Source organism: Streptomyces sp. NPDC015127 (genome assembly GCF_043080095.1).
In the GTDB taxonomy this organism is placed as follows: Bacteria; Actinomycetota; Actinomycetes; order Streptomycetales; family Streptomycetaceae; genus Streptomyces.
Genome location: NZ_JBIBVE010000001.1, coordinates 554,409 through 577,402 on the forward strand (window position 1 = coordinate 554,409; position 22,994 = coordinate 577,402).

Here is a 22,994-nt window from a genome sequence, read left to right on the forward strand (position 1 = left end):
CTCGTCACAGAAGCGCGATCGGCAGCGATTTGATGCCGTTGATGAAGTTGGACACGAGGCGGCGGGGCGGGGCCGCGAGGCCGTACGGCGGCAGCAGACCCCGTGCTTCCTCGTGCAGGACGCGCAGCTGGAGCCGGGCGAAGTGGGCTCCCAGGCAGACGTGCGGACCGTCCCCGAAGGAGACATGGGGGTTGGGACTGCGGGACAGGTCCAGACGCCGGGGGTCGGTGAAGACGCGCTCGTCGTGGTTGGCGGACGCGTGGAAGACGACGACCTTGTCACCGGCCCGGACGGGCCGGCCGGCGAGGGTCACGTCCTCGGCCGCGGTGCGGCGGAAGCTGAGGACGGGCGGGTGGACGCGCAGCAGTTCGTCGACGGCCGTGTCCACGCCGACGTCGCCGTCCCGCAGTCTGCGCTGCTCGCCGGGTTCGGCGGCGAGGGCGAGGAAGCCGCCGGGGGCGGCGCTGCGGACGGTGTCGTTCCCGGCGACGGTCAGCAGGAAGAAGAACATCTCCAGCTCGGCGTCGGTGAGTCCGCCGGTGGCCAGAGCCGTCATCAGGTCGTCCGCCGGCCGGCGGCGCTTGTGGGCGGCGAGCTGCTGGGCGTAGTCGAACATCTCCTGGAGCATCGCGGGAGACCGCGGGTTGACGGGTCTGCCGTCGGGGCCCGTCACCGGGGGCTCGTCGGGGTCCTGATAGGCGATGACCCGTTCCGTCCAGGTCAGCAGGAGGTGCCGGTCCCTTTCGGGGACGCCCAACAGGTCGGTCAGGTTGAGCAGGGCGTAGTCGTCGGTGACGGTGCCGACGAGGTCGAACTCCGTGCCCCTCTCCCGGGCCGCGCCGAGGAGGGCCCGCGCGCGTGCCCTCGCCGCGCCGGTGAAGCGGTCGATGCGGCCGGGGGTGAAGGCCCGGCTCACCAGCCGCCGCAGCCGGCCGTGCTGCGGTGGGTCCTGGTTGAGCATCATGCGCCGGATGAAGGGCAGGTCGGCGGGGTCGGGGTCGCGGATCTGGGTGGCGCCCAGGCGGGAGGAGAACGTCCGGGCGTCCTTGAGGACCCGTACGACGTCGGCGTGCCGGGTGACCGCCCAGAAGCCGGGACCGGGCGGCCAGCCCAGGACCTCGTACTCCTCCTGCCAGGCCACCGGGTGGTGGTCGCGCAGTTCCCGGAAGGCGGCGTGCGGGATTCCGGTGGCGTAGATCCGCGGGTCGAAGACATCGGGCACCGTCATGCCGCCCGATCCTGCCGGTTTCCCCGGGCGGGGCGGAAGGCCGGGCGCGTCGCGCGGCGGCCGTCCGGGCGACCGGCACGGGAAGCCGCACATCACCGTCACGAGCGCCGGCCGTCATGAGCACCAAGGAGAGCGGCACCCTCGTCGCCCAGCTGTACGACGGGGGCCCGCTCGGCCTCGGCAAGCCGGTCGGCCACGCGCCGTACACCCTCCACGGCAGGACGCCCGGCCGGCCGTTCACCGTAGACCTGGAGCTGTTCTCCACCGCCTACGACGTCCCGGCCGGCCACCGTCCGGCCGTGGTCGTCGACACTGTCGACCCGCTCTACATCGAGCACAACCCGGCCGGCGCGCAGCTGACCTTCTCCTCTTCGGCAGCCGACCCGTCCTGTCCGTCGGTCCCGCTGCGCAGGGAGTGATCACCGGCTGCCGCCGGGCCCTGCACACGCAGGGCGGGGTGGTGCCCCATGAGCTGCTGCCCCCTCTCCCCCGGGCCGACAGGCGCGGGGGGCCCCGGACAACAGCGTTCGTGGTGCGGCCGGCGCTGCACACGCGGCCTGTGTGACCCTCGTCTACGGGGACGAACTGCGGCGGCGGGCGCCGCCCTGAGCGCTATGAGAAGTAGGTGTTGACGTCAGCTCGATCAACGGATCGACGGCCATACGCTGCCCTGCCCCTTGTCGCTGTGTCGCGGTCAGCGCAAACTATCCAGCCCGACAAGGCACTTCACGCCCGACACGCATAAAGAAGGCATAAGCCGTATAAATCGAGAATTCCTCTGGGCGGAGGTGTGCGGGGAGCGCCCGCACTGGCGGGCGGCCCGGCGGACGCCCGTCCGCCCAGGAACGTCGGCCGCCGGCCCCGCCGGGTCAGGCCTCGGCGGCCTCCGCGTAGACCTGGGAGAGCTCCGGCGCCCCGTTGACCGCCCACTCCAGGCCGGCCTCCACAACGCCCACCTCGCGGCCTGACGCCAGCCGCACCACCGGATGACCACCCGGCCAGACGTGCCACGACGCGCCCGGGACCGTCCGCACAATGACAGTGCCCAGATACAGGCCCGCGTCGTTGCCCAGCCAGGGCAGCTCCTCCGGGTCGTCCCGCCAGCGCGGGGGCAGCTGGTCGAGCGCGGTCAACGAGGCGGGGGAATCATCCAGTTCCAGTCCGGCCTGCCCCGCTCGGACGCGCAGCAGCTCGCACTCGGACAGCAGCTCGGTGATCGCCGCGGCGCGCTCCGGATCGGACTCCTTCGCGGCGGCCCCTCCCCCGTGCTCCCGATCATCGTCATGGCGCCTGAGCCAGTTGTCCAAGAAAGGGATGTTCATACCGCTCAGCCTCGCATCCCCCCGGCCGGACGCACCACAGGGCGCGCGTCAACAAACGCTAGATGTCGAGATCGACAACAACGGGTGCGTGGTCCGAGGCACCCTTGCCCTTGCGCTCCTCGCGGTCGACGTAACTGTCCTTGACCGCCGTGGAGAACGGTCCGTTCCCGTAGACCAGGTCGATGCGCATGCCGCGGTTCTTGGGGAAGCACAGCTGGCGGTAGTCCCAGTACGTGAAGGGGTGCTCGTACTTCAGGGGGCGGGGGACGACGTCCGAGAGGCCGCGCTTGCGCAGCGCCTCCAGCGAGGCGCGCTCGGGCGGGGTCACATGGGTCAGGCCCTCGAACGCGGCGACGTCCCACACGTCGTCGTCGGTGGGGGCGATGTTGAAGTCGCCGAGGACCGCGAACGGGCGCTCACCCGACGCGTCCGCCGTCACGGCCACCGACAGCGCCTCCAGCCAGCGCAGCTTGTAGCCGTAGTGGTCGTGGGCGACCTCGCGCCCGTTCGGCACGTAGACCGACCAGACGCGGGCGGGGCCGCAGGTCGCGGAGATCGCGCGGGGCTCCTGCACGCCCTCGTAGTCCGGGGCGCCGGGGAGGCCCCTGACCACGTCGTCGAGGCCGACCCGGGAGACCAGCGCCACGCCGTTCCACCGGCCCGTGGCATTCACCGCGGACTCGTAGCCGAGCTCACGCAGGGCCTCGGCGGGGAACTGCTCCTCTGTGCACTTGGTCTCCTGGACGCACAGCACATCGGTGCCGCTGCTCTCCAGCCAGGTCAGCAGCCGCGGCAGCCGGGCGGTGATCGAGTTGACGTTCCACGTGGCGATACGCATGCCGCAAGCCTAACGGCGAGGTGTGACAGCCACCGGTCCGCCCGGGGCCCGCCCGTCAGAGGTCCTCGGACTCCCCCGGTGCCAGACGCCCGTGCTCGGCGCCGCCGAGCCCGCCGATCTGCCGGTCGTAGATCGGCCGGGCGATGTCGGCGAGATAGGCGTCGTGGACGTCGATGGCCCGCCGCGGCCGGACCTCGCGCACATAGTCGATGACCTCGGAGATCTTGTTCCACGGCGCGTGGACCGGCAGCATCAGGGTGTCGACCGGACGGTCGGGGACGGTCAGCGCGTCGCCGGGGTGGAAGAGCGAACCGTCCACGAGGTAGCCGACGTTCGTGATCCGCGGGATGTCCGGGTGGATGACGGCGTGCAGTTCGCCGTGGACCTGGACGTCGAATCCTGCGGCGGTGAAGGTGTCGCCGTGGCCGACGGTGTGGACCCGGCCGGGGAACGCCGCCGCGACCTGGTCCGCGACGCTGCGCAGGGTCCAGATCTCGGCGGCCGGGTTCGCCTCCAGGGCGGCCCGCAGCCGTCCCTCGTCGAAGTGGTCCGGGTGCTCGTGCGTGACCAGGACGGCGTCGGCGCCCAGCGCCGCGTCCTGTTCGCTGAAGCCGCCGGGGTCGATGACGAGCGTCTGCCCGTCCTTCTCCAGCCGGACGCAGGAATGGGTCTTCTTGACGATCCTCATGCCCCCATCCTGCTATGCGCGGGGCGTCGTCTCCTCGAGGATCACCGACTGGGCCACCTTGAACGCCGAGTTGGCCGCCGGGACGCCGCAGTAGACCGCGGCGTGGAGGAGGACCTCCTTGATCTCCGCGGGCGTCAGCCCGTTGCGCAGCGCCGCGCGCGTGTGGAAGGCGAGCTCGTCGAGGTGGCCGCCGGCGACCAGGGCGGTGAGGGTGACACAGCTGCGGGTGCGCCGGTCGAGGCCCTCGCGGGACCACACCTCGCCCCAGGCGTAGCGGGTGAGCAGGTCCTGGAAGTCGCCGGTGAAGTCGTCGGCGGTCGCCGTCACCCGGTCCACGTGGGAGTCGCCGAGCACCTCCCGGCGGATCTTCATCCCCGCGTCGTACGGGTCGGGTCTGCCGGACTGCACCGCCATCGGCTGCTCGGGCGCGGCCGGGGCGATCTCGGCGACGGGCGAGACGGGCGCGGAGGTCGGGGGCGCCTGCGGGACCGGGATCGACGCCAGGGTGTCGTTCCAGGCGGTGTCGAAGTGGTGGGCGAGCAGGTCGGTCACGGCCGCGGGCTGCTCGACGGGCGCCAGGTGCGAGGCACCGGGCACCAGGGCGAGCCGGGCGTCCGGTATGCCGGCGACCAGGGTGCGGGCCTCGGCCGGGCCGGTGACCTGGTCCTCGGAGCCGACCAGGACGAGGGTGGGGACGCCGACCCGGGACAGTTCGGAGCGTACGTCGAAGGCGGCCAGGGCCTCGCAGGCGGCGATGTAGCAGCCGGGGTCGGTGGTGCGGACCATCTGGACCGCCCACTCGACGATGGCGGGCTGGGCGGCGGCGAATCCGCCGGTGAACCAGCGCTCGGGCGCGCTGCGGGCCATCGGGTCGAGACCGTTGGTGCGCACGACCACACCGCGCTGGCGGAACTCGTCGGCGGTGCCGAACCGGGGCGAGGCGGCGACCAGCGCCAGCGAGGCAACCCGGTGCGGATGACGCAGGGCGAGCTCGATGCCGACCGCGCCGCCGATGGAGCAGCCCGCGTACCCGAAGCGCTGCACGCCGAGCAGGTCGAGGGTGGCCAGCAGCCGGCCGGCGAGTTCGCCGACGGAGTCGGCGGGGTGCGCGGGAGCGCCGCCGTGCCCGGGCAGATCGAACCGGATCACCCGCCACCGCGCGGACAGCTCGGCGATCTGCCGGTCCCACATGTGCCACGTGGTGCCCAGCGAGGGGCCGAGGACGAGCACGGGGGCGTCGTCCGGACCGTCGATGCGGTACTGCAGGGTCTTCGGGGGCGTCTGCGTCTCACTCACGTGCCCCACGGTAATGAGTGGAACGACCCGATCCGGTCAGGGGGTCGCCCCCTGGGGCCCGTTACGGCTGCCCCGGGTCCGGGATGTGAACACCGTGTGGATTCCCGGTGTGCATCCGGCCCGGGACAGCGGCCGGTTGACCGGCTAGGGGTGTCCGGTGGATCAGGGCCGGACAGGACGCGGCGTCTGGTGCATGGGGTCTCCCCAGGCCCGCAGGGCCTAGGGGAAGCATCGCAAGGCGCCGGAGTGCCCTGACAGCGGAGCTGTTCGGGCATTTCGGCAACGCTGGGGGCACCTCCCGTGCCCGAAGGGCTACGGGGGAGAGGCGCGGTGCCAGGCGTCGCGAGACCGGCAAGATCGGCGAGACACCCCCTAGGGCGTCGCGGTGGACACGACGTACACCCAGGGCTTGGCCGGTTCCGTCAGGTCGACGGTGATGTCCTGGGTGGGGCGCGGGTCCTTGTTGGCGTGCGTGGTGCCCGCCCAGGCGCGGCCCTTCAGGCCGAAGTTCCAGCCGGCGACCTCGCTGTCGCGGTCGTTGATGGTGACCTTGCCGTCCTCCAGGGCGGCCCGGCTGGTGCCGACGCCCTTGAGGAACGTGTCGAGCCCGTTGGGCGTCGTGCGGAACTGCACGTACAGGCGGCTGGTCTTCCAGTTGCTCGTCTCGTAGTAGCCGACGCGCCAGGAGCCCTCCGGGATCGGCACCTCGAAGATGCGGCGCTTCATCAGCGAGGGCCACTTGTCGCGCAGGCCGGTGGCCGACGACTCGGCCTCCTTGTCCCGGCCACTGGCGCGGCTCTGCTCGGCGGAGATCACGAGGTAGCCGGCCGGGATGCCGACGAGCAGCACGATGGTGATCGCGGTCAGCCAGCGGCGCACCAGCATGTGCCGCCTGCCCTCGGGGGCCGGCGGGACGGTCTGTCGGGTCAGCGTGGTGGTCATGACGGCGGTTCCTGGGTGGGACGGACGGAGCTCGGACTGCGCAGGGCCTGCGCGTAGCGCTCGTATCGTTCGTGGCGCTCCACCCGGCGTCGGTTGGCCCGGCGGAAGCGGCGCGCGACCAGGCGAGCCAGGTCGGCGGCACCGACCATACCCGCCTCCGGTCCCAGCTGGGCCTTGGCGATGCGGGCCTCGGGCCGGTAGCCGCGGCCCGTGAGGTGGCGCCGGAAGGCGTCCCGGGCGGGGCCGATGAGCAGGTCGTCGGCGGCACTGACGCCGCCGCCGATCACGAAGCAGGAGGGGTCGAGGGCGGCGGCGAGGTTGGCGATGCCGACGCCGAGCCACTGGCCGATGTCCTGGAGCAGTTCGACGCACATGGCGTCGCCCTCGCGGGCCAGTTCGGTGATCAGCGGTCCGGTGATGTCCCGGACGTTGCCGCCGACCCGGTCGATGATGCCGTGCGCCACCGGGGAGTCGGCCAAGGCGAGCTCCCTGGCCTCGCGCACCAGCGCGTTCCCGGAACTGTACTGCTCCCAGCAGCCGCGGTTGCCGCACGGGCAGCGGTGGCCGCCGGGCACGACCTGCATGTGGCCGAACTCACCGGCGACCCCGTACTTGCCCCGCTTGACCTGGCCGTCCTCCAGGATCGCGCCGCCGATGCCGGTGCCGAGGGTGATCATGACGAGGTGGTCCTCACCGCGGCCCGCGCCGAAGCGCCATTCCGCCCAGGCGGCGGTGTTGGCGTCGTTGTCGACGAGGACCGGCACGGCGAGGCGGGCGGAGAGCGCGTCGCGCAGGGGCTCGTTGCGCCAGGCCAGGTGGGGGGCGAACAGGACCTTGGAGCGGTCGGCGTCGACCCAGCCGGCCGCGCCGATGCCGACCGCGTGCACGTCGTGCCGGTCGGAGAGGTCGAGGACCAGCTCGCAGATGGTGTCCTCGACGACCTTGGGGCTCTTGGACTTGTCCGGGGTCTCGGTGCGGACCTTCTCCAGGATGACGCCGTCGGCGTCGACGACCCCGGCCATCACCTTGGTGCCGCCGATGTCGATGCCGACGGTGGGCACCCGGGGCGCGGTGAGGTGGGAGCGCCGCTCGCGCGGCCCGACGGTCTTGAGGACGGTGCCGCGCGCGGCGCCTCGGTGCGTGAAGTCGCGGTACGTGCTCAAGTCGTCCCTGCGGTTCGTCGTGGCGGTCCGGACCCGGACCCGGTCCCGGGGCGGGCGGCGCCCGCCGCCCTCGATGCTAATGCCCTTCCCGGCAGGCTCTGCCGGTCACGGCACTAGGGCCTCTCGTTTGGATCATGCCGGGCTCGCGGGCCCTGGCACGCACGCTCGCCGCGTTGTCGTCGGTCGCCATGGCTCCGCCATTGTCTCCCTCCTCCGCCTTGCGATCGCACGCACCAGACCCCGCTCACTGATCCGGCCTGATCCAAACGAAAGACCCTAGCCTGCGGCGGGCGGCTTCTTGACGTCGTGGCCGCCCAGGTGGGCCGGGGCGGGCGCGCGTTCCAGTTCGTGGCGCAGGTCCTCCAGCTCGCTGCCGCCCGCCATCTGGCGGGTGAGCTCGTCGAGCGTGACCGAGTCCTTGGTGTGGCTCGCCGCCATGACGCCGCGCTTGAGCAGGACGAAACGGTCACCGACGAGATAGGCGTGATGCGGATTGTGGGTGATGAGCACCACGCCGAGGCCCGCATCGCGTGCCGCAGCCACGTATTTGAGGACCACACCGGACTGCTTCACCCCGAGCGCGGCGGTCGGCTCGTCCAGCACCAGCACCTTGGCGCCGAAGTAGACGGCACGGGCGATGGCCACGCACTGTCGCTCGCCGCCGGACAGCGTGCCGATCGGCTGGTCGACGTCCCTCAGGTCGATGCCCATGCGCAGCAGCTCGGAGCGGGTGGTCTCGCGCATCGTCCGTACGTCGAGGCGCTTGAAGGGGCCGCGGCCGGTCGTCGGCTCGGAGCCGAGGAAGAAATTGCGCCACACCGGCATCAGCGGGACGACCGCCAGGTCCTGGTAGACGGTGGCGATGCCCCGGTCCAGCGCCTCGCGCGGGGAGTTCAGCGTGGTGGTCTCGCCCTCGATCGAGAAGGTGCCGGCGTCGTGCCGGTGCAGTCCGGCGATGATCTTGATGAGGGTGGACTTGCCTGCGCCGTTGTCACCGAGCACGCAGGTGATCCCGCCCGCGTGGACCTCCAGCGAGACGCCTTCGAGGGCGCGGATGTTGCCGTAGTACTTGCTGATGCCGTCGAGCTCCACCAGTGCGCTCATGAGGTCGCCTCCGCACGCTTGCGCACCCATGCGTTGAGCAGGGTGGCCAGAAGGAGCATCGCTCCGAGGAAGAACTTGAACCAGTCCGGGTTCCACTCGGCGTAGACGATGCCCTTGCTCGTCATGCCGAAGATGAACGCGCCGACCGCGGAGCCGATCGCCGAGCCGTAGCCGCCGGTGATCAGACAGCCGCCGATGACGGCCGCGATGATGTACGTCAGCTCGTTGCCCACGCCTTCGCCGGACTGCACCACGTCGAACGAGAACAGCAGGTGCTGGCCCGAGACCCAGGCGGCGAAGGCGACGCCCATGTACAGCCCGATCTTCGTCCGCTCGACCGGGACGCCGACCGCGCGGGCCGCGTCGGCGCCGCCGCCGACCGCGAAGATCCAGTTGCCGAAGCGGGTACGCAGCAGGATCCAGGTGGCGAGCGCGATCAGGACGAACCACCACAGGACGGTGACCTTGAGCGTCACGTCGCCGAGCGTGAGCTCGGAGGCGAACAGCTTCCTGGCGGAGGCGAAGCCCTCCATGTCGCCGATCGACTTCGTCGAGACGGTGCCGCTGATCAGTTTCGTGAAGCCCAGGTTGAGACCGGTGAGCATCAGGAACGTGCCGAGCGTGATGATGAAGCTCGGCAGTTTCGTCCGGGTCAGCATGAGGCCGTTGAAGGCCCCGATGGCGAGGGTGACCAGCAGCGAGACGCCCACGCCCACCCAGACGTTCGCCGTCATCTGGTAGCTGAACATCGAGGAGACCAGCGCCGAGCTGGTGACCAGGACGCCGGCGGACAGGTCGAACTCACCGCCGATCATCAGCAGCGCGACCGGCACGGCCATGATGCCGAGCGTCGACGCGGCGTACAGGACGGTGGAGAAGCTCGACGCCTTGAGGAACGAGTCGGCGAAGACCGAGAAGAAGACGAACACGGCGGCGGCGCCGACGACCGAGCCCAGCTCCGGCCGGCCCATCAGCTTGCGCAGCGGGGAGGTGCGCAGCAGGCGCTCGTCGGTCTCCTGCGGTGCCTTGCCCGGTGTGGCGGGTGGTGCGGTCGCGCTCATCGGGTCCCCCGATCCGTGTATTCCGCGAGCTCGGCGGCGTCCTTCTCGGTGATGATCTGCGGCCCGGTGAGCACGGGCCGGCCGCCGCCGAGGACGTCGGCGTTGTACTTGTACAGCCACAACAGGTCGACGGCCTCGTAGCCCTGGAGGTAGGGCTGCTGGTCCACTGCGAAGCCGAGGCTGCCGTCCTTCAGGGCGGCGGCGACCTTGGAGTTGAGGTCGAAGGTGTCGATCTCGGCCTCGGACCCGGCGCTCTTCTTCGCCTGGACCGCGGCGTCCGCGAACGGCGCGCCGAGCGTGACCACCGCGTCGACGGAGGGGTCGGCCTGCAGCTTGGCCTCGATGGACGCCTGCACGTCGGGCATGTTGGTGCCGTCGACGTACAGGTTCTGCATCCGGCCGCCGAAGGTCTTCTTCGCCCCGGCGCAGCGCTGCTCGTGGCCGACGTTGCCCTGCTCGTGCAGGACGCACAGGGCCTTCTTCCTGCCGCGCGCGTCGAGCTCGTCGCCGACGGCCTCGCCGGCGACGGACTCGTCCTGGCCGATGTGGGTCAGGGCGCCGAAGTCCTTGGACTGCTCGGAGCCGGAGTTCACCGTGATCACGGGGATGCCGGCCTTGCGGGCCTTGGCGACGACGCCCTTCATGGCGTCGGGCTTGGCGAGCGTGACGATCAGGGCGTCGACCTTCTTGGAGATGTACGAGTCGACGAGCTGCGCCTGCTGCTGGCCCTCGTCGCTGTGGGCGTAGAGGAAGTTGATGTTGTCCTTGGCGGCCGCCTCCTTGGCGCCGCTCTGGACGATGTCCCAGAAGGTGTCGCCGTCGCCCGAGTGCGTGACCATGGCGAAGGTCCAGCGCGGGGTGGTGACGGCGGACTTGCCACGGGCGTTCTGCGCGGCCTTGCGGGCGTCCTCGGCACGCTTACCGCCCGTGCTGCTGCACCCCACCAGGCTCGCTCCGAGTACCGCTGCCAGCACCGCGCCCAGTGCGCGTACCCCTGTCCTTGCCCGTGCCACGACGCCGTGCCCTTCTTGCCGTACTCGCTGTGCTGCCCTCTGCGGCCGGTGATCGGGGCGACCCGACCCGGCCGCCCAAGTATGGGTCACGCCTGGTCGCCGGGTCGGCATCGGGTGCGCCGCGGTGCGGGGTAGGTGCGGCGTGCGGGGCGCCGCGGGAGGCGGCGCGGTGCGGGGCGGGTGCGTCATCGGGTGCCGGCTGCCGTGAGCTTCTCCAGCGCCGGGACGTCCTTGTCGGTGACGAGGGCGGGACCGGTCAGGATGGGCCTGCCGCCACCGATGACGTTGCGGTTGACCTTGTTCAGCCACAGTTCGTCGACGGCGAGGTAGCCCTGCAGGTACGGCTGCTGGTCGACGGCGAAGGCGATCTCGCCGGCCTTGAGGGCCTTCACCACGTCGGCGTTGAGGTCGAAGGTGTTGATCTCCGCATCGGAGCCGGCGCCGTCCTTGGCCTTCACCGACGCGGCGGCGAAGGGCGCCCCGAGGGTGACGACGGCGTCGATGTCCTTCGCGCTCTGCAGTTTCGCCTCGATGGACGAGGTGGTCGCGGGCATGTTGGTGCCCTCGACGTTGAGGTTCTCGACGGTGCCCTCGAAGGTCTTCTTCACCCCGGCGCAGCGCGCCTCCAGCGAGACGTTGCCCTGTTCGTGGATGACGCAGAGGGCCTTCTTCCTGCCGCGCTTGTTGAGCTCTTCGCCGACGGCCTCACCGGCGACCGACTCGTCCTGGCCGATGTGGCTGAGCGCCCCGAGGCCCTTGGAGAACTCGGCGCCCGAGTTGATGGTGACGACGGGGATGCCGGCGGCGACGGCCTTCCTGACGACGTCGCTCACCGCCTCCGGCTTGGCGAGGGTGACGACGATGCCGTCGACCTTCTGGTCGATGTACGTCTGGACCAGTTGGGCCTGCTCCTTGCCCTCGGGGTTCGCCGCGTAGAGGAACTGGACGTTGTCCTTGCGGGCCGCGACCTTCGCGCCGCTCTGGACGATGTCCCAGAAGGTGTCGCCCTGGCCCGAGTGGGTCACCATGGCGATCTTCATCCGGGGTGTCTTCGCGGCCTCGCCGCCGCCGTCCGAGGAGGGCTTCTCGTTGCCCTCCTTCCCGCCGGAACTGCTGCATCCGGCGATGACGACCAGGGCGCTCGCGGCGAGCAGTGCTGCTGCCGTGCGGGGTGTGCGACGCATGGTGGGGTCCGCCTCCTTACCCGGCCGCCGGGTTGCGGCTGGGTGAGTTTCTACGGTGGCCCCGCGAGCCCGTCAAGACTTTGTCCGAACATTCTTACGCGGCAGGGGTGCGCGGGCGGTGCCTAGGAACGCACCAGCAGCTGGAATTCGAAGGCGTAGCGCGAGGCCCGGTAGATGTGCGACCCGAACTCGACCGCACGGCCCGTGTCGTCGAACGTGGTGCGCTCCATGGTGAGCAGCGGCGCCCCCGCCTCCTCGCCCAGCAGCTCCGCCTCCCCCTCGGCGGCGGCGCGGGCGCCGACCGACTGGCGGGCGCTGTGCAGGGTGATCCCCGCCGCGCGCATCAGCCGGTACAGCCCGGTGGACTCCAGTTCGGCGGTGTCGCAGTCGAGCAGCCCGGCGGGGAGGTGGTTGCGCAGCCGGGCCATCGGCTCTCCGTGGGCGTAGCGCAGCCGCTCGACGAGCCGGACCTCGCTGCCCTCGGCGACGCCGAGCGCGGCGGCGACCTCGGCGCTCGCGGCCTCGACGGTGTTGTTCAGTACCACCGTGGCGGGGCGCTGGCCGGCCGCCTCCAGGTCGTCGTAGAGGCTGCTGAGCTCCAGCGGGCGCTTGACCTGGCTGTGCACGACCTGGGTGCCCACGCCGCGCCGGCGCACCAGCAGGCCCTTGTCGACCAGGGACTGGATGGCCTGCCGGACGGTGGGCCGGGACAGGCCGAGACGGCCGGCGAGCTCGATCTCGTTGCCGAGCAGCGTGCCGGGCGTCAGCGCCCCCCGCTCGATCGCCGCCTCCAGCTGCTGCGCGAGCTGGAAGTAGAGCGGGACCGGGCTGGTGCGGTCCACGCTCAACGCGAGCGAGAGGGACGGTTCCGTCTCGTGACTGGGCTGCTTGGGCACGTGGGCGAGCGTAGTCGCACGCCATGTTGACGGGAAGTCGTGAGGTTCGATTGTCAGGACAAAGTCTTGACAGGCGGCTGTGCCGCCTTCACCTTTGGGCCATGCGCATCGGACTGATCGGCACGGGACGTATCGGCAGCTTTCACGCGGGGGTGCTGAGCCGCCATCGCGAGGTCGGCTCACTGGTCGTGGCGGACACGGACGCGGCGCGCGCCGTGGAGACGGCGGACCGCTGCGGCGCCACCGCGGCGCCGAGTGCCGACGAGGTCTTCGCCTGGGGCGTGGACGCCGTGGTGATCGCCTCGGCGACCGCCGCGCACGCCGACCTGATCGCCCGCGCGGCCCGTGCGGGCCTGCCGGCCTTCTGCGAGAAGCCGATCGCCCTGGACCTGCCCGGGACGCTCGGGGCGCTGCGCGCGGTGGAGCAGGCAGGCACCGAGCTGCAGCTCGGTTTCATGCGCCGCTTCGACGCGGGGTACACGGCGGCGCGCGAGCTGGTGCGCTCGGGCAGGCTCGGTCGGCTGCACACCGTACGGGCGATCACCTCCGACCCGGCGCCGCCGCCGGCCGCCTACCTGCCGCTGTCCGGCGGCCTGTACCGGGACTGCCTCGTCCACGACTTCGACATCCTGCGCTGGGTGACGGGCCGCGAGATCGTCGAGGTGTACGCGGCCGGGTCGGACGGGGGGCCTGCGATGTTCCGCGAGGCGGGCGACGTGGACACGGCGGCGGCGCTGCTCACCCTGGACGACGGCACGCTGGCGACGGCGACGGCGACACGCTGCAACGGTGCGGGGTACGACGTACGGATGGAGCTGGCCGGGGAGCTCGACCAAGTGGCGGTCGGGCTGGACGACCGTACGCCGATCAGCTCGACGGAGCCGAAGGGCCTGCCGCCGGTGGACAACCCCTGGCCGGGCTTCCTGGAGCGGTTCGCTCCCGCGTACGAGGCGGAACTGGACGCGTTCATCCGCCTCGTGCAGGGCGAGGCGGAGAACGCGTGCGACGGCCGCGAGGCGCTGACGGCGCTGCGGGTGGCGGAGGCGTGCGAGCTGTCACGGCGGGAGCGGCGGCCGGTGCGGGTGGAGGAGATCCCGGCGGGCTGATGCCCCGGGGGCGCGCTTCCCCCACCCCGCCCCTTCCCGAAACCGGGGCTTCGCCCCGGACCCCGTAGCCCTACGGCCTGGCGGCCGTGGCCCCCGCCCGGGCCGGGGACGAGGCCCGGAACCGGGCCACGCGCCCACGCCGGGCAACGCACCGGGGCCGCCGCACGGGGGCACGCATTCAGCCCCGCCGGCGATTGAGGCGCGGGGTCCGGGGCAGAGCCCCGCAAGCGCGTCGCACCGCCGCGTGGCGTTACCAGCGGACCGGGAGGGATTCCGGGCCGCGGATCAGCATGCCCGTGCGCCACGGGAGCGCGGCCGGGTGCGCGTCCAGGGACAGGTCCGGGCAGCGTTCGAGCAGTGAGCGGATCGCGACACGGGCCTCCAGGCGCGCCAGCGGCGCCCCCAGGCAGTAGTGGATGCCGTGGCCGAAGGCCAGATGGCCCCGCGTGTCGCGGCGGATGTCGAAGCGGTCCGGCTCGGGGTAGCGGGCCCCGTCGCGGTCGGCGTCCGCGAGGGCGACCAGCACCAGCTGTCCGCCGCCCGGGATCACGGTGCCGCCGATCTCGTAGGGCTCGACGGTGAAGCGGTACGTCGGGGTCTCCACCGGCCCGTCGTAGCGCAGCATCTCCTCCACGGCGCCGTCCATCAGCGAGAAGTCGGCCCGCAGAGCCGCCAGTTGATCGGGGTGGGTGAGCAGGGCGAGGACGCCGTTGGAGATGAGGTTGACGGTCGTCTCGTGGCCCGCGATGAGCAGCAGCCAGGCCATGCCCATCAGTTCGTCGCCGCTGAGCCGGTCATCGCCGTCCCCGTCGGCCTGGTGGATGAGCGCGCTCAGGAGGTCGTCGCCCGGCTTCTCGCGCTTCTCGTCGAGGAGCCCGGCCAGGTACCGCGTCAGTTCCCCGGCCGCCGCCTCGCGCTCGGCGCGGTCGGTCGACGCCAGGGCCGTGTTCGACCAGCGCCGGAAGGAGCTCTGGTCGAGGAAGGGCACGCCGAGCAGTTCGCAGATGACGGCGATGGGCAGCGGGAAGCAGAACGCGTCGACGAGGTCGGCGCTGCCCGTCGGCCCCATGCGGTCCAGCAGGCCGTCGGTGATTCGCTGGACGCGCGGGGCCAGCTGGTCGACGCGCCGCATGGTGAACTCGCGCGCCACGAGCTTGCGCAGGCGTGTGTGCCGGGGCGCGTCGGCGCTGAGCATGGTGATGCCGGACGACAGCTGCGATGTGCCGAGGTCGGGGGCGGCGTTGCGCCACTCCTTGGACAGCGCGTCGTCGGCGAGTACGGCGCGGCCGGCGTCGTAGCCGACGACGAGCCAGGCCTCGTGGCCCTCGGGCAGCCGGACCCGGTGGACGGGCCCCTGCGCGCGTAACGCGGCGTAGACGGGATAGGGGTCGCGGGTGAAGTCCGCGCCGAGCGCGGCGAGATCCACGGTGGCGGCTTCGGTGGTCACGGCGTTCCTCTCACATCGTCAGGTGTGGTGTGCCACGGGAACGCGCGGCCGGAGCGGCTCGTGCCACGGTCCCGGGCCGTGGGTCGCCGGCCTACCAGCGCACAGGCAGGTGGCGGACGCCGCGCATCAGGAGGCCGGGGAGCCACTCGTACGCGCCGGCGGGGTCGTCGAGGGCGAGCGCCGGGCAGCGCTCCAGGAGCGAGCGGATCGCGACACGGGCCTCCAGGCGTGCCAGCGGCGCGCCCAGGCAGAAGTGGATGCCGTGGCCGAAGGCCAGATGGCCCCGGGTGTCGCGGCGGATGTCGAAGCGGTCCGGGTCCGGGAAGCGGCCCGGGTCCCGGTCACCGGCGGCGAGACCCACGAGGACCGTAGAGCCGGGCGGGATGACGGTGTCGCCGTACGGGACGGGGGCGACGCTGAAGCGGACGGTCGCGTTCTCCACCGGGCCGTCGTAGCGCAGCATCTCCTCCACGGCGCCGTCGAGGAGCGAGAAGTCGGCCCGCAGGGCGGCGAGTTGATCGGAATGGGTGAGCAGGGCGCGCATGCCGTTGGAGATCAGGTTGACCGTGGTCTCGTGGCCCGCGATCAGCAACAGGTAGGCCAGTCCCCGCAGTTCGGCGGTGGAGAGGCGGTCGTCGTCCGCGGCACGCGTGCACAGCAGGGCGGAGAGCAGGTCGTCGGCGGGTCCCGCGCACCGCTTGTCCTCGATCAGCTCGTCGAGATAGTCGCGCAGCCGGTGCACGGCCTCCGCCTCGGCCTCGGCACCGGTGGGGGCGACGATCTCGTTGGACCACTTGCGGAAGTCGTCGCGGTCGGCGGCCGGGATGCCGAGCAGCTCGCAGATGACGATGATCGGCAGCGGGAAGGCGAGCGCGTCGACCAGGTCGCCGCGGCCCGCCGGCAGCATCGCGTCGATCAGTTCGTCGGTGATCTGCTGGATCCTCGGGCGCAGCGCCTCGACGCGCCGGCCGGTGAACTCACGCGCGACGAGCTTGCGCAGCCGGGTGTGGTCGGGTGGGTCGAGCACCAGCAGGTTGGGGCCGATGACCTGCTCGTCGAGCATGGTGACGCCGACCGTGCCCGGCCTCTTGGACAGCCGTGCGTCGGCGAGCGCCGACCGCGCCTCCTCGTGACCGACGATCAGCCAGAACAGGCGGCCGTCGGCGCCCCGCACCTGATGGACGGGCCCGGCCTCGCGCAGGCGCGCGTAGTACGGATACGGGTCCGCGATGAAGTCGGCACCGAAGTCGGCGAGCTCGACGATCGTCATCTGCCCAGCCTACGGTGACTTCTGGGGACCGTCCTCGTCGAGCAGCCCGGCGTCATGGGCCAACAGCGCGATCTGGACACGGTTGTTGAGCCCCAGTTTGGCCAGAATCCGTGAGACATGGGTCTTGACCGTCGGCACGCTCATGTACAGCGTCGACGCGATTTCGGCGTTCGAGCGGCCCTGGCCGACGGCGACGGCCACCTCCCGTTCGCGCTCGGCGAGCGCCGCCAGTCGTTGCGCGGCCGCCTGCCGGCGCGTGCCGGTGCCGGAGCCCGTGCCGGTGCCTGTGCCGCCGCCGTCCGCCACATGCGCCATCAGCTGCCGGGTGACGGCCGGGGACAGGACCGGGTCGCCCGCGGCCACCCGGCGCACGGCGGCGACGATCTCGGCGGGCGGGGTGTCCTTCAGGACGAAGCCGGCCGCGCCCGCGCGCAGGGCGCGCAGCACCTGCTCGTCGGCGTGGAAGGTGGTCAGGACGACGACATCGGGTGCGTCGGGCCGCGCGCGCAGAGCCTCGGTCGCGCTCAGACCGTCCGTCACGGGCATGCGGATGTCCATCAGGACGACATCGGGCCGGTGCCGGTCGACGAGCCCGGGGACCTCCGAACCGTCCGCCCCCTCCCCGACGATCTCGATGTCGTCGGCGCCGCCGAGCATGAAGGACAGGCCTGCCCGTACCAGGGGGTCGTCGTCGACGACGATCACACGGATGGTCATGAGGGCCACGGTAGCCAGGCCGCCACCCGGAAGCCGCCGTCGGCCGTCGCTCCGTGCTCCAGGCGGCCGCCCGCCAGAGTGGCGCGTTCCGTCAGCCCGATCAGTCCCTGGCCCGAACCGGGGACCGGCTCGACCTCGCCGGCCGGCGGCGGGTTGACGATCTCCACGGAGAGTCCGTCGCCGGGGCCGCCGTGCACGGCGACGGTCACCTCGGCACCGGGCGCGTGCTTGCGGGCGTTGGTCAGGGCCTCCTGGGCGATGCGGTACACGGTGCGGCCGGTGGCCGCGGGCACGGCGGCCGGGTCGGCGACGGTCGAGTCGAGGGCGACCTTCATCCCGGCCTGCCGGGACTCGGCCACCAGCGCGTCGAGCGTGGTCAGGGTGGGCTGCGGCCGTTCCGGTCCGTCGTTCTCGCCGGGGGCGCGGAGCACGCCGATGATCTCGCGCAGATCCTGCAGCGCCTCGTGAGCGCTGTCGCGGATCACACCGGCGGCACGGGCGACCTCGGGCGGGGACGCGTCCGGCCGGAACTCGAGCGCGCCCGCATGCACGGACAGCAGTGTGAGCCGGTGGGCGAGCACGTCGTGCATCTCGCGGGCGATGGCCTCGCGGGCGAGGCGCTGCGCCTGCTCGGCCCGCAGCGCGGCCTCCGTCTCGGCGCGGCGGGCGCGTTCGCGCAGGGCCCTCACGAGCTGCCGGCGGGAGCGGACGAGCATGCCCCAGCCGGTCATCAGCAGGACGAGCACCGTGCCGGTGACCGTCGAGGCGAGGAACGACATCTCCGGGTCGGGCCGTACGGCGGCCTGCACCGCGCCGGACGCGATCGCGAGCACTCCGAGGACGGCGACGGGCCGGAAGGCGCGGTGCACGGCGAGGCTGAAGAGGCTGAGCATCAGGGCGCCTCCCGCGGCGGGCGCGACGGCGGCGACGACCACCAGGGCGGCGGCGAGTCCGACCGGCGCGCGCCGCCGTACCCACAGGGCACAGCAGGCGGCCGCGCCGAGGAACTGGTCGACGAGGACGACCGCCTCGGAATTGCCGGCCTTCGCGCTCGACAGGCTGGCCAGCAGGCCGATGCCGGCGGCGATGACGAAGAAGAGGGTGTCGACGATCCAGTCGCGCACGGTGCGCCGCGGCCTGGCCGTGCCGCGGCCGGGGGCCGCGTCGGGGTCGAGGGGGTCGGACATGGCCGACGGCAGCAGCCAGGGGTACTCCGTGCGCGTCATGTCGACAAAGCTACGCAGCGGATGGCGGGGATGCGGCCGTCCGGAGGGCAGTGGCTACCAAAGTCGCGGAACCCGGGACTTTGGTCGCACGGCCCGTGTCCCGAAGCCGGACGCGCACGGGTACGGGTCCGCGCGAGCCTTCCGGCATGAAGAAGATTCTCGAGGTGGTCGGCTTCCTGCTGTTCGTCTGGGGCGCGGCGGGCGTACTGCACGAGCTCACCGGCTGGTTCAAGCTCTGGGGCGTCGTGGCGCGCCTGGACTTCCTGGACGGCCACGAGCTCTACGCGAGCATCGTGCTGGCGGTGCTCGGCGGCGCACTGATGGTGGCGTCGGACCGAGTGGGCCGCGGCGGCTGAGCGCCGGGGCGGCGCGGAGCGCCTTACGGCGCGGGTCTGCCCCGGTGGCGACCGGCGACCACGGTCCGGCGGCGCCGGGCGGCGCTGGTACGGGTGCCCGCGCCGGCAGCGGTCCTCAGCAGCGGCCCAGCAGGGTTGACGGTCGGCGCCGCACCAGTGCGGCGCAGGCGGCCCGGCGGCGACAACGCCCCGGCAACGCCGCGGGGTTGGCGGTCGGGGGTGGAGGCAGCGCGCGGGACAAGCCGTCCCTGGCCGCATGTCCGTCCCCGCGGCGCGAGCCGTCCGGTGGCTCCCACGGCCACACGGCCCCGCGGCGCACGCCGCCGCCGGGGGCGCCCGCTACGCGGACGCCGCGCGGCGGCCCCATGTCGTACCCGTGAGCACGAGCGCCGCGCCCAGCAGGCCCGTCGTGCCCAGGTGTTCGCCGGCGATCGCGATGCCCGCCGCCGCCGCCCACAGCGGCTCCGTGCCGAGCAGGAGGCTCACGCGTGACGGTGACGTGCGGCGTACGGCCCACATCTGTACGAAGAACGCGAACAGCGTGCAGAACACGGACAGGAACAGCAGCCCGGCCCATTCCCGGGGCCCGAAGCCGGCGGCCACGGACCACGGTGTCGCACCCGCCCCCGGGGCGGCCGCCAGCAGGGCGAACACGGCCACCGCGGCACCTAGTTGGACGGTGGTCAGCGAGAGCGCGTCCGCGCCGCGCACCGTCTTCATGCGGGCCATCGCCAGGACGTGGACGGTGCGCGCGACGGCGGCGAGCAGCATCAGCAGGTCGCCGAGGGAGGGCGTGGTGAAGCCGCCGCCCTGGGTCAGCAGCACCACTCCCGCGACCGAGACGACGGCCGCGGCGACGAAGGAGCGGGCGGGCCGCTGCCTGGTCACGGCCGCTTCCGCGAGCGGGGTGAAAATCATGGTGAGGCTGATGATGAGCCCGGCGTTGGTGGCGGAGGTGTGCACGACGCCGTACGTCTCCAGCAGGAAGATCCCACTCAGGACGAGTCCCAGCAGTCCGGCCCCGCGCCATTGCGCCGCGCTCAGGGCACGCAGCCTGCGCCGGCCCGCGACCACGAGCACCGGCACGACCAGCGCGAAGCGCAGGACCAGCACGGCGACGACGGTGTGCGTGGTGGTGATGCCCTTGGCCGCGAGGTAGCTGGCGCCCCAGACGACGGCCACGAGCAGGACGGGCAGGTCGGTGAGCCAGGCGCGGCGCGGCGCGAGTGCTGGCGCGGGTACGGCGATCGACGACACCTTGGGTCTCCCACGTCTCCGGCGGACAGGCGTGGCGGAGACGTCGGCGGCTCGCTCACGGAGTGATCACCGTACCGGGACCGGACGTGTGGCTGCTACATGTTTCAGGCGTAGCTGCCGTACTCGGGGCGGCCGGCCAGGTCGTACGTGTGGATGGCGATGCCGGAGCCGGTGGTCCTCGCGTCGACGTGCCGGAAAGCGGTGGGCGTCGCGCCGTCGGCGAACAGCCGCAGGCCCTCGCCGAGTACGACCGGGAAGACGAGCAGGTGGATGGTGTCGATGAGGTCGTGCGCCATGAGCGACTGGGCGAGGCGGCCGCTGCCGTGCATCTGGATCTCGCCGTCGGTGCGCTCCTTCAGGTCCGTGACCTCCTTGACCACGTCGCCGCGGAGGATGCTGGTGCCCGACCAGTCGGCGGTTTCCAGGGTGGTCGAGGCGACGTACTTGGGCAGGGCGTTGAGCTTGGTCGCGACCGGGTCGGCGGGGTCGGTCTGCAGGGGCCAGAAGCCGGCGAAGATCTCGTACGTGTATCGGCCGAGCAGGAAGGCGGCGGGCCGTTCGAAGACCTCGTTGATGAAGTGGCCGAAGTCCTCGTCCCCGTACGGGACGGACCAGCCGCCTTGGTCGAAGCCGCCGCGACGGTCCTCGTCGGGGCCGCCGGGGGCCTGGTAGACGCCGTCGAGGGAGACGAACTGGGTGAGGCTGAGCTTTGCCATGATGCGGGCCTTTCACAGCGGTTCAGATGGGTTTCCTCGGATGTCACAGCTCTGACTCCACTGTGGCCCGGAACTCATCGGCCCGCCGACCGCGATGTCCGATCACCGCCAGCGCCGGACGCCCCGCCCCGCTGTCATTGAAGACGCAACCATTCACAGGGACGCCCATGGAGGCTTCGATGAACGGCAAGGTGGCACTGGTGACCGGCGGAAGCCGCGGAATCGGCGCGGCGACGGCGCTGCGGCTGGCCCGCGACGGCGCCGATGTCGCGATCACGTACGCCGCGGGGAAGGACGCGGCCGAGGAGGTGGTCCGCAAGGCGGAGGCCCTGGGCCGGCGTGCGGTGGCGCTGCGCGCCGACTCGGCGGACGCGACCGAGGCGGCCGATGCGGTGGCACGTGCCGCGGACGCGCTCGGCGGGCTCGACGTGCTGGTGAACAACGTGGGCGTGGGGCTCCTCGCGCCGCTGGGGAACATCACCGTCGCCGACGTGGACCGGGTGCTCGCCACGAACGTCCGCGGCGTCTACCTCGCCTCCCAGGCCGCGGCGGCGCGGATGGCGCGCGGTTCGCGCATCATCACGATCGGCACCTGCATGACGCAGCGCGTACCGGGCCCGGGCGGCACGCTGTACGCGATGAGCAAGTCGGCCCTGATCGGCCTGACGAAGGCCCTGGCACGCGAGCTGGGCGAGCGCGGCATCACGGCGAACATCGTCCACCCGGGGCCGGTCGACACCGACATGAACCCGGCGGACGGCCCGTACGCGGAGCCGCAGAAGGCGGACACGGCGCTCGGCCGCTTCGGCGGGGCGGACGAGATCGCCTCCATGGTCGCGTACCTGGCGGGTGAGGGGGCGGCGTACGTGACCGGTGCCGAGTTCTCCGTCGACGGCGGCCACTCCGCCTAGAGCGCGGAGGCGCCCAGCGGAAGCGCTCAGCGGAAGCGTTCATGCGTGCGGGGCGCACCGTTGCTGTCGGCCGGTGCGCCCCGCGCGCGGAGGCGGGGAGGGTGTCGTGCCTCCCCGCCCGCGGCGGCCGTCAGCCGCCGAGCTCCTGGTGGCGGGCGGTCAGCCGGGCCGTGCCCTGCTCGGTCGGGGAGCCGAACAGGCGCAGGCGGGAGATGCCGCCATCGGGGTAGATGTCGATGCGGGCGTGGGTGCCGACCGCCGGGGCCGCCAGCACGAAGCGGTGGTTGGTGTCGGGCTGGAGGCGGGTGCGCGGCAGGACCTCGCGCCACTCGCCGCTCTCGCCGTCGCGCACGGACAGGGCGGCCCAGCCGGCGCTGTTGCCCTTGAGGTAGGCGGTGTCGATCTCGACGGCGCGGATCTCGGACTGCTCCACCAGCTGGTAGCGGATCCAGTCGTTGCCCTTGTCGCGGCGGCGGCGGGTCTCCCAGCCGTCGTCCATCTTGCGGGAGCGGCCGGGCTGGATGGTGTTGGTGGCCGGGGAGTAGAAGCGGTCGGAGGCGTCCTCGACCTGTCCGCCGTTCTCCAGCGCGACCAGGTCGAAGGTGCCGAGCGCGGCCAGCCACGCCGGGTCGGGGGCGACCTCGCCGTACACGCGCAGGCGGGCGATGCCGCCGTCGGGGTGCTGGTTGACGCGCAGGTGCGTGAAGCGCTGTTCGGTGTCGACGGCGAAGCCGTTCGCGGCGTGGCCGCCGACGGCCGTGCGCGGGACGAGCACCGTCCACTTCACGTCGCCGGAGAGCAGTTCCTCGGGCGAGGGGGACCCGGCGACCGAGGTGCCCTCGATGGACACGGCCTGCGGGTAGTTGCCGCGGAAGTGGGCGGTGTCGACGACGATGCCGCGTACGACGCCGGGCGCGCCGAGGCGGATCAGCGCCCAGTCGTGGTCCTCGTCGGTGGGGTGGGGCTGCGCGGCGGAGAGGCCGCGGCGGCGGCGGGTCTCCCAGCCGTCCATGATCTTGCCCTTGTGGCCGAAGTGCTCGGGGTCGAACTCGGCGGCTTCGGGCTTCAGCAGGTTCTCGCGCTCGGCGAAGAACTCGTCGTTGGCCGCGATGACGCCCGCGCCGAGGCGGCGGTCGGCGAGGTCGGCGTACCGGGTGAAGGAGAAGTCGGCCGTGCGGTAGTCGGCGTACGGGTCGCCGCCGCCGTAGGGGCTGGCGTCACCGGTGAAGGAGGGTATGGAGGATGCAGACACG

The 22,994-nt window shown here is 72.3% G+C and carries 22 protein-coding genes and 1 pseudogene; 4 read left to right on the top strand and 19 right to left on the bottom strand.

Going from position 1 to position 22,994, the window contains the following annotated elements:
• Positions 1-4 precede the first annotated feature (4 nt).
• Positions 5-1,228, bottom strand: a complete 1,224-nt coding sequence (locus tag ACF08N_RS02340; RefSeq protein WP_392322658.1) for a cytochrome P450 — start codon at positions 1,226-1,228, stop codon at positions 5-7.
• A 113-nt stretch (positions 1,229-1,341) separates the two neighbouring features.
• Here ACF08N_RS02340 and ACF08N_RS02345 point away from each other — a divergent pair.
• A pseudogene (locus ACF08N_RS02345) lies at positions 1,342-1,647 on the top strand (CocE/NonD family hydrolase C-terminal non-catalytic domain-containing protein); the annotation flags it as partial.
• Between the two features lie 450 nt (positions 1,648-2,097).
• On the opposite strand, the gene ACF08N_RS02350 reads toward ACF08N_RS02345, so the two are convergent.
• From ACF08N_RS02350 to ACF08N_RS02400, 11 genes are all read right to left on the bottom strand, one after another.
• The gene (locus tag ACF08N_RS02350; protein WP_392322659.1) at positions 2,098-2,550 is read right to left on the bottom strand and encodes a DUF6278 family protein; all 453 of its coding nucleotides are present in this window, start codon (positions 2,548-2,550) and stop codon (positions 2,098-2,100) included.
• Between the two features lie 58 nt (positions 2,551-2,608).
• A complete protein-coding gene (locus tag ACF08N_RS02355; RefSeq protein WP_392322660.1) occupies positions 2,609-3,388 on the bottom strand; it encodes an exodeoxyribonuclease III in 780 nt (259 codons plus the stop codon).
• 55 nt (positions 3,389-3,443) lie between these two features.
• Positions 3,444-4,076, bottom strand: coding sequence for an MBL fold metallo-hydrolase (locus tag ACF08N_RS02360; protein ID WP_392322661.1), 633 nt, complete (start codon positions 4,074-4,076; stop codon positions 3,444-3,446).
• Positions 4,077-4,088: 12 nt separating this feature from the next.
• The gene (gene pcaC, locus ACF08N_RS02365; RefSeq protein WP_392322662.1) at positions 4,089-5,372 is read right to left on the bottom strand and encodes a 4-carboxymuconolactone decarboxylase; all 1,284 of its coding nucleotides are present in this window, start codon (positions 5,370-5,372) and stop codon (positions 4,089-4,091) included.
• Between the two features lie 372 nt (positions 5,373-5,744).
• Positions 5,745-6,314 (bottom strand): hypothetical protein, encoded by a 570-nt coding sequence (locus ACF08N_RS02370; RefSeq protein WP_392322663.1) that lies wholly within the window; start codon positions 6,312-6,314, stop codon positions 5,745-5,747.
• A complete protein-coding gene (locus ACF08N_RS02375) occupies positions 6,311-7,477 on the bottom strand; it encodes an ROK family glucokinase (RefSeq protein WP_392322664.1) in 1,167 nt (388 codons plus the stop codon). Before ACF08N_RS02375 ends, ACF08N_RS02370 begins: the two co-directional genes overlap by 4 nt.
• A 276-nt stretch (positions 7,478-7,753) precedes the next feature.
• Positions 7,754-8,581, bottom strand: coding sequence for an ATP-binding cassette domain-containing protein (locus ACF08N_RS02380; protein ID WP_392322665.1), 828 nt, complete (start codon positions 8,579-8,581; stop codon positions 7,754-7,756).
• Positions 8,578-9,642 (bottom strand): ABC transporter permease, encoded by a 1,065-nt coding sequence (locus tag ACF08N_RS02385; protein ID WP_392322666.1) that lies wholly within the window; start codon positions 9,640-9,642, stop codon positions 8,578-8,580. The genes ACF08N_RS02380 and ACF08N_RS02385 overlap by 4 nt, the downstream gene beginning before the upstream one ends.
• On the bottom strand, positions 9,639-10,655 hold the full coding sequence (locus tag ACF08N_RS02390; protein WP_392322667.1) for a sugar ABC transporter substrate-binding protein: 1,017 nt from the start codon (positions 10,653-10,655) through the stop codon (positions 9,639-9,641). The genes ACF08N_RS02385 and ACF08N_RS02390 overlap by 4 nt, the downstream gene beginning before the upstream one ends.
• A 185-nt stretch (positions 10,656-10,840) precedes the next feature.
• Entirely contained in the window at positions 10,841-11,839 is a 999-nt protein-coding gene (locus tag ACF08N_RS02395; RefSeq protein WP_392322668.1) for a sugar ABC transporter substrate-binding protein, read from the bottom strand.
• A gap of 122 nt (positions 11,840-11,961) precedes the next feature.
• Entirely contained in the window at positions 11,962-12,681 is a 720-nt protein-coding gene (locus tag ACF08N_RS02400; RefSeq protein ID WP_392322874.1) for a GntR family transcriptional regulator, read from the bottom strand.
• A 155-nt stretch (positions 12,682-12,836) separates the two neighbouring features.
• On the opposite strand from ACF08N_RS02400, the gene ACF08N_RS02405 reads away from it, so the two are divergent.
• Entirely contained in the window at positions 12,837-13,841 is a 1,005-nt protein-coding gene (locus tag ACF08N_RS02405; protein WP_392322669.1) for a Gfo/Idh/MocA family oxidoreductase, read from the top strand.
• Between the two features lie 250 nt (positions 13,842-14,091).
• Here the strand turns inward: ACF08N_RS02405 and ACF08N_RS02410 are convergent, their stop codons facing one another.
• The 4 genes from ACF08N_RS02410 to ACF08N_RS02425 all read right to left on the bottom strand — a co-directional run bounded on the left by ACF08N_RS02410 (position 14,092) and on the right by ACF08N_RS02425 (position 18,501).
• Complete coding sequence (locus ACF08N_RS02410) at positions 14,092-15,288, bottom strand: cytochrome P450 (RefSeq protein ID WP_392322670.1); 1,197 nt, start codon at positions 15,286-15,288, stop codon at positions 14,092-14,094.
• Positions 15,289-15,379: 91 nt separating this feature from the next.
• Positions 15,380-16,558 (bottom strand): cytochrome P450, encoded by a 1,179-nt coding sequence (locus tag ACF08N_RS02415; RefSeq protein ID WP_392322671.1) that lies wholly within the window; start codon positions 16,556-16,558, stop codon positions 15,380-15,382.
• 9 nt (positions 16,559-16,567) lie between these two features.
• Positions 16,568-17,275 (bottom strand): response regulator, encoded by a 708-nt coding sequence (locus ACF08N_RS02420; protein WP_392322672.1) that lies wholly within the window; start codon positions 17,273-17,275, stop codon positions 16,568-16,570.
• Entirely contained in the window at positions 17,272-18,501 is a 1,230-nt protein-coding gene (locus ACF08N_RS02425; RefSeq protein WP_392322673.1) for a sensor histidine kinase, read from the bottom strand. The genes ACF08N_RS02420 and ACF08N_RS02425 overlap by 4 nt, the downstream gene beginning before the upstream one ends.
• Before the next feature lie 146 nt (positions 18,502-18,647).
• Between ACF08N_RS02425 and ACF08N_RS02430 the strand changes: the two genes are divergently transcribed.
• Positions 18,648-18,857 (top strand): hypothetical protein, encoded by a 210-nt coding sequence (locus ACF08N_RS02430; protein ID WP_392322674.1) that lies wholly within the window; start codon positions 18,648-18,650, stop codon positions 18,855-18,857.
• 339 nt (positions 18,858-19,196) lie between these two features.
• Here ACF08N_RS02430 and ACF08N_RS02435 read toward each other — a convergent pair whose 3' ends face one another.
• The gene (locus tag ACF08N_RS02435; protein WP_392322675.1) at positions 19,197-20,114 is read right to left on the bottom strand and encodes a DMT family transporter; all 918 of its coding nucleotides are present in this window, start codon (positions 20,112-20,114) and stop codon (positions 19,197-19,199) included.
• Positions 20,115-20,218: 104 nt separating this feature from the next.
• Positions 20,219-20,830, bottom strand: coding sequence for a dihydrofolate reductase family protein (locus ACF08N_RS02440; protein ID WP_392322676.1), 612 nt, complete (start codon positions 20,828-20,830; stop codon positions 20,219-20,221).
• 179 nt (positions 20,831-21,009) lie between these two features.
• On the opposite strand from ACF08N_RS02440, the gene ACF08N_RS02445 reads away from it, so the two are divergent.
• Positions 21,010-21,741, top strand: coding sequence for an SDR family oxidoreductase (locus ACF08N_RS02445; protein WP_392322677.1), 732 nt, complete (start codon positions 21,010-21,012; stop codon positions 21,739-21,741).
• A 130-nt stretch (positions 21,742-21,871) separates the two neighbouring features.
• On the opposite strand, the gene alc is transcribed toward ACF08N_RS02445, so the two are convergent.
• The gene (gene alc, locus ACF08N_RS02450) at positions 21,872-22,993 is read right to left on the bottom strand and encodes an allantoicase (RefSeq protein WP_392322678.1); all 1,122 of its coding nucleotides are present in this window, start codon (positions 22,991-22,993) and stop codon (positions 21,872-21,874) included.
• Between the last annotated feature and the right edge of the window lies 1 nt (position 22,994).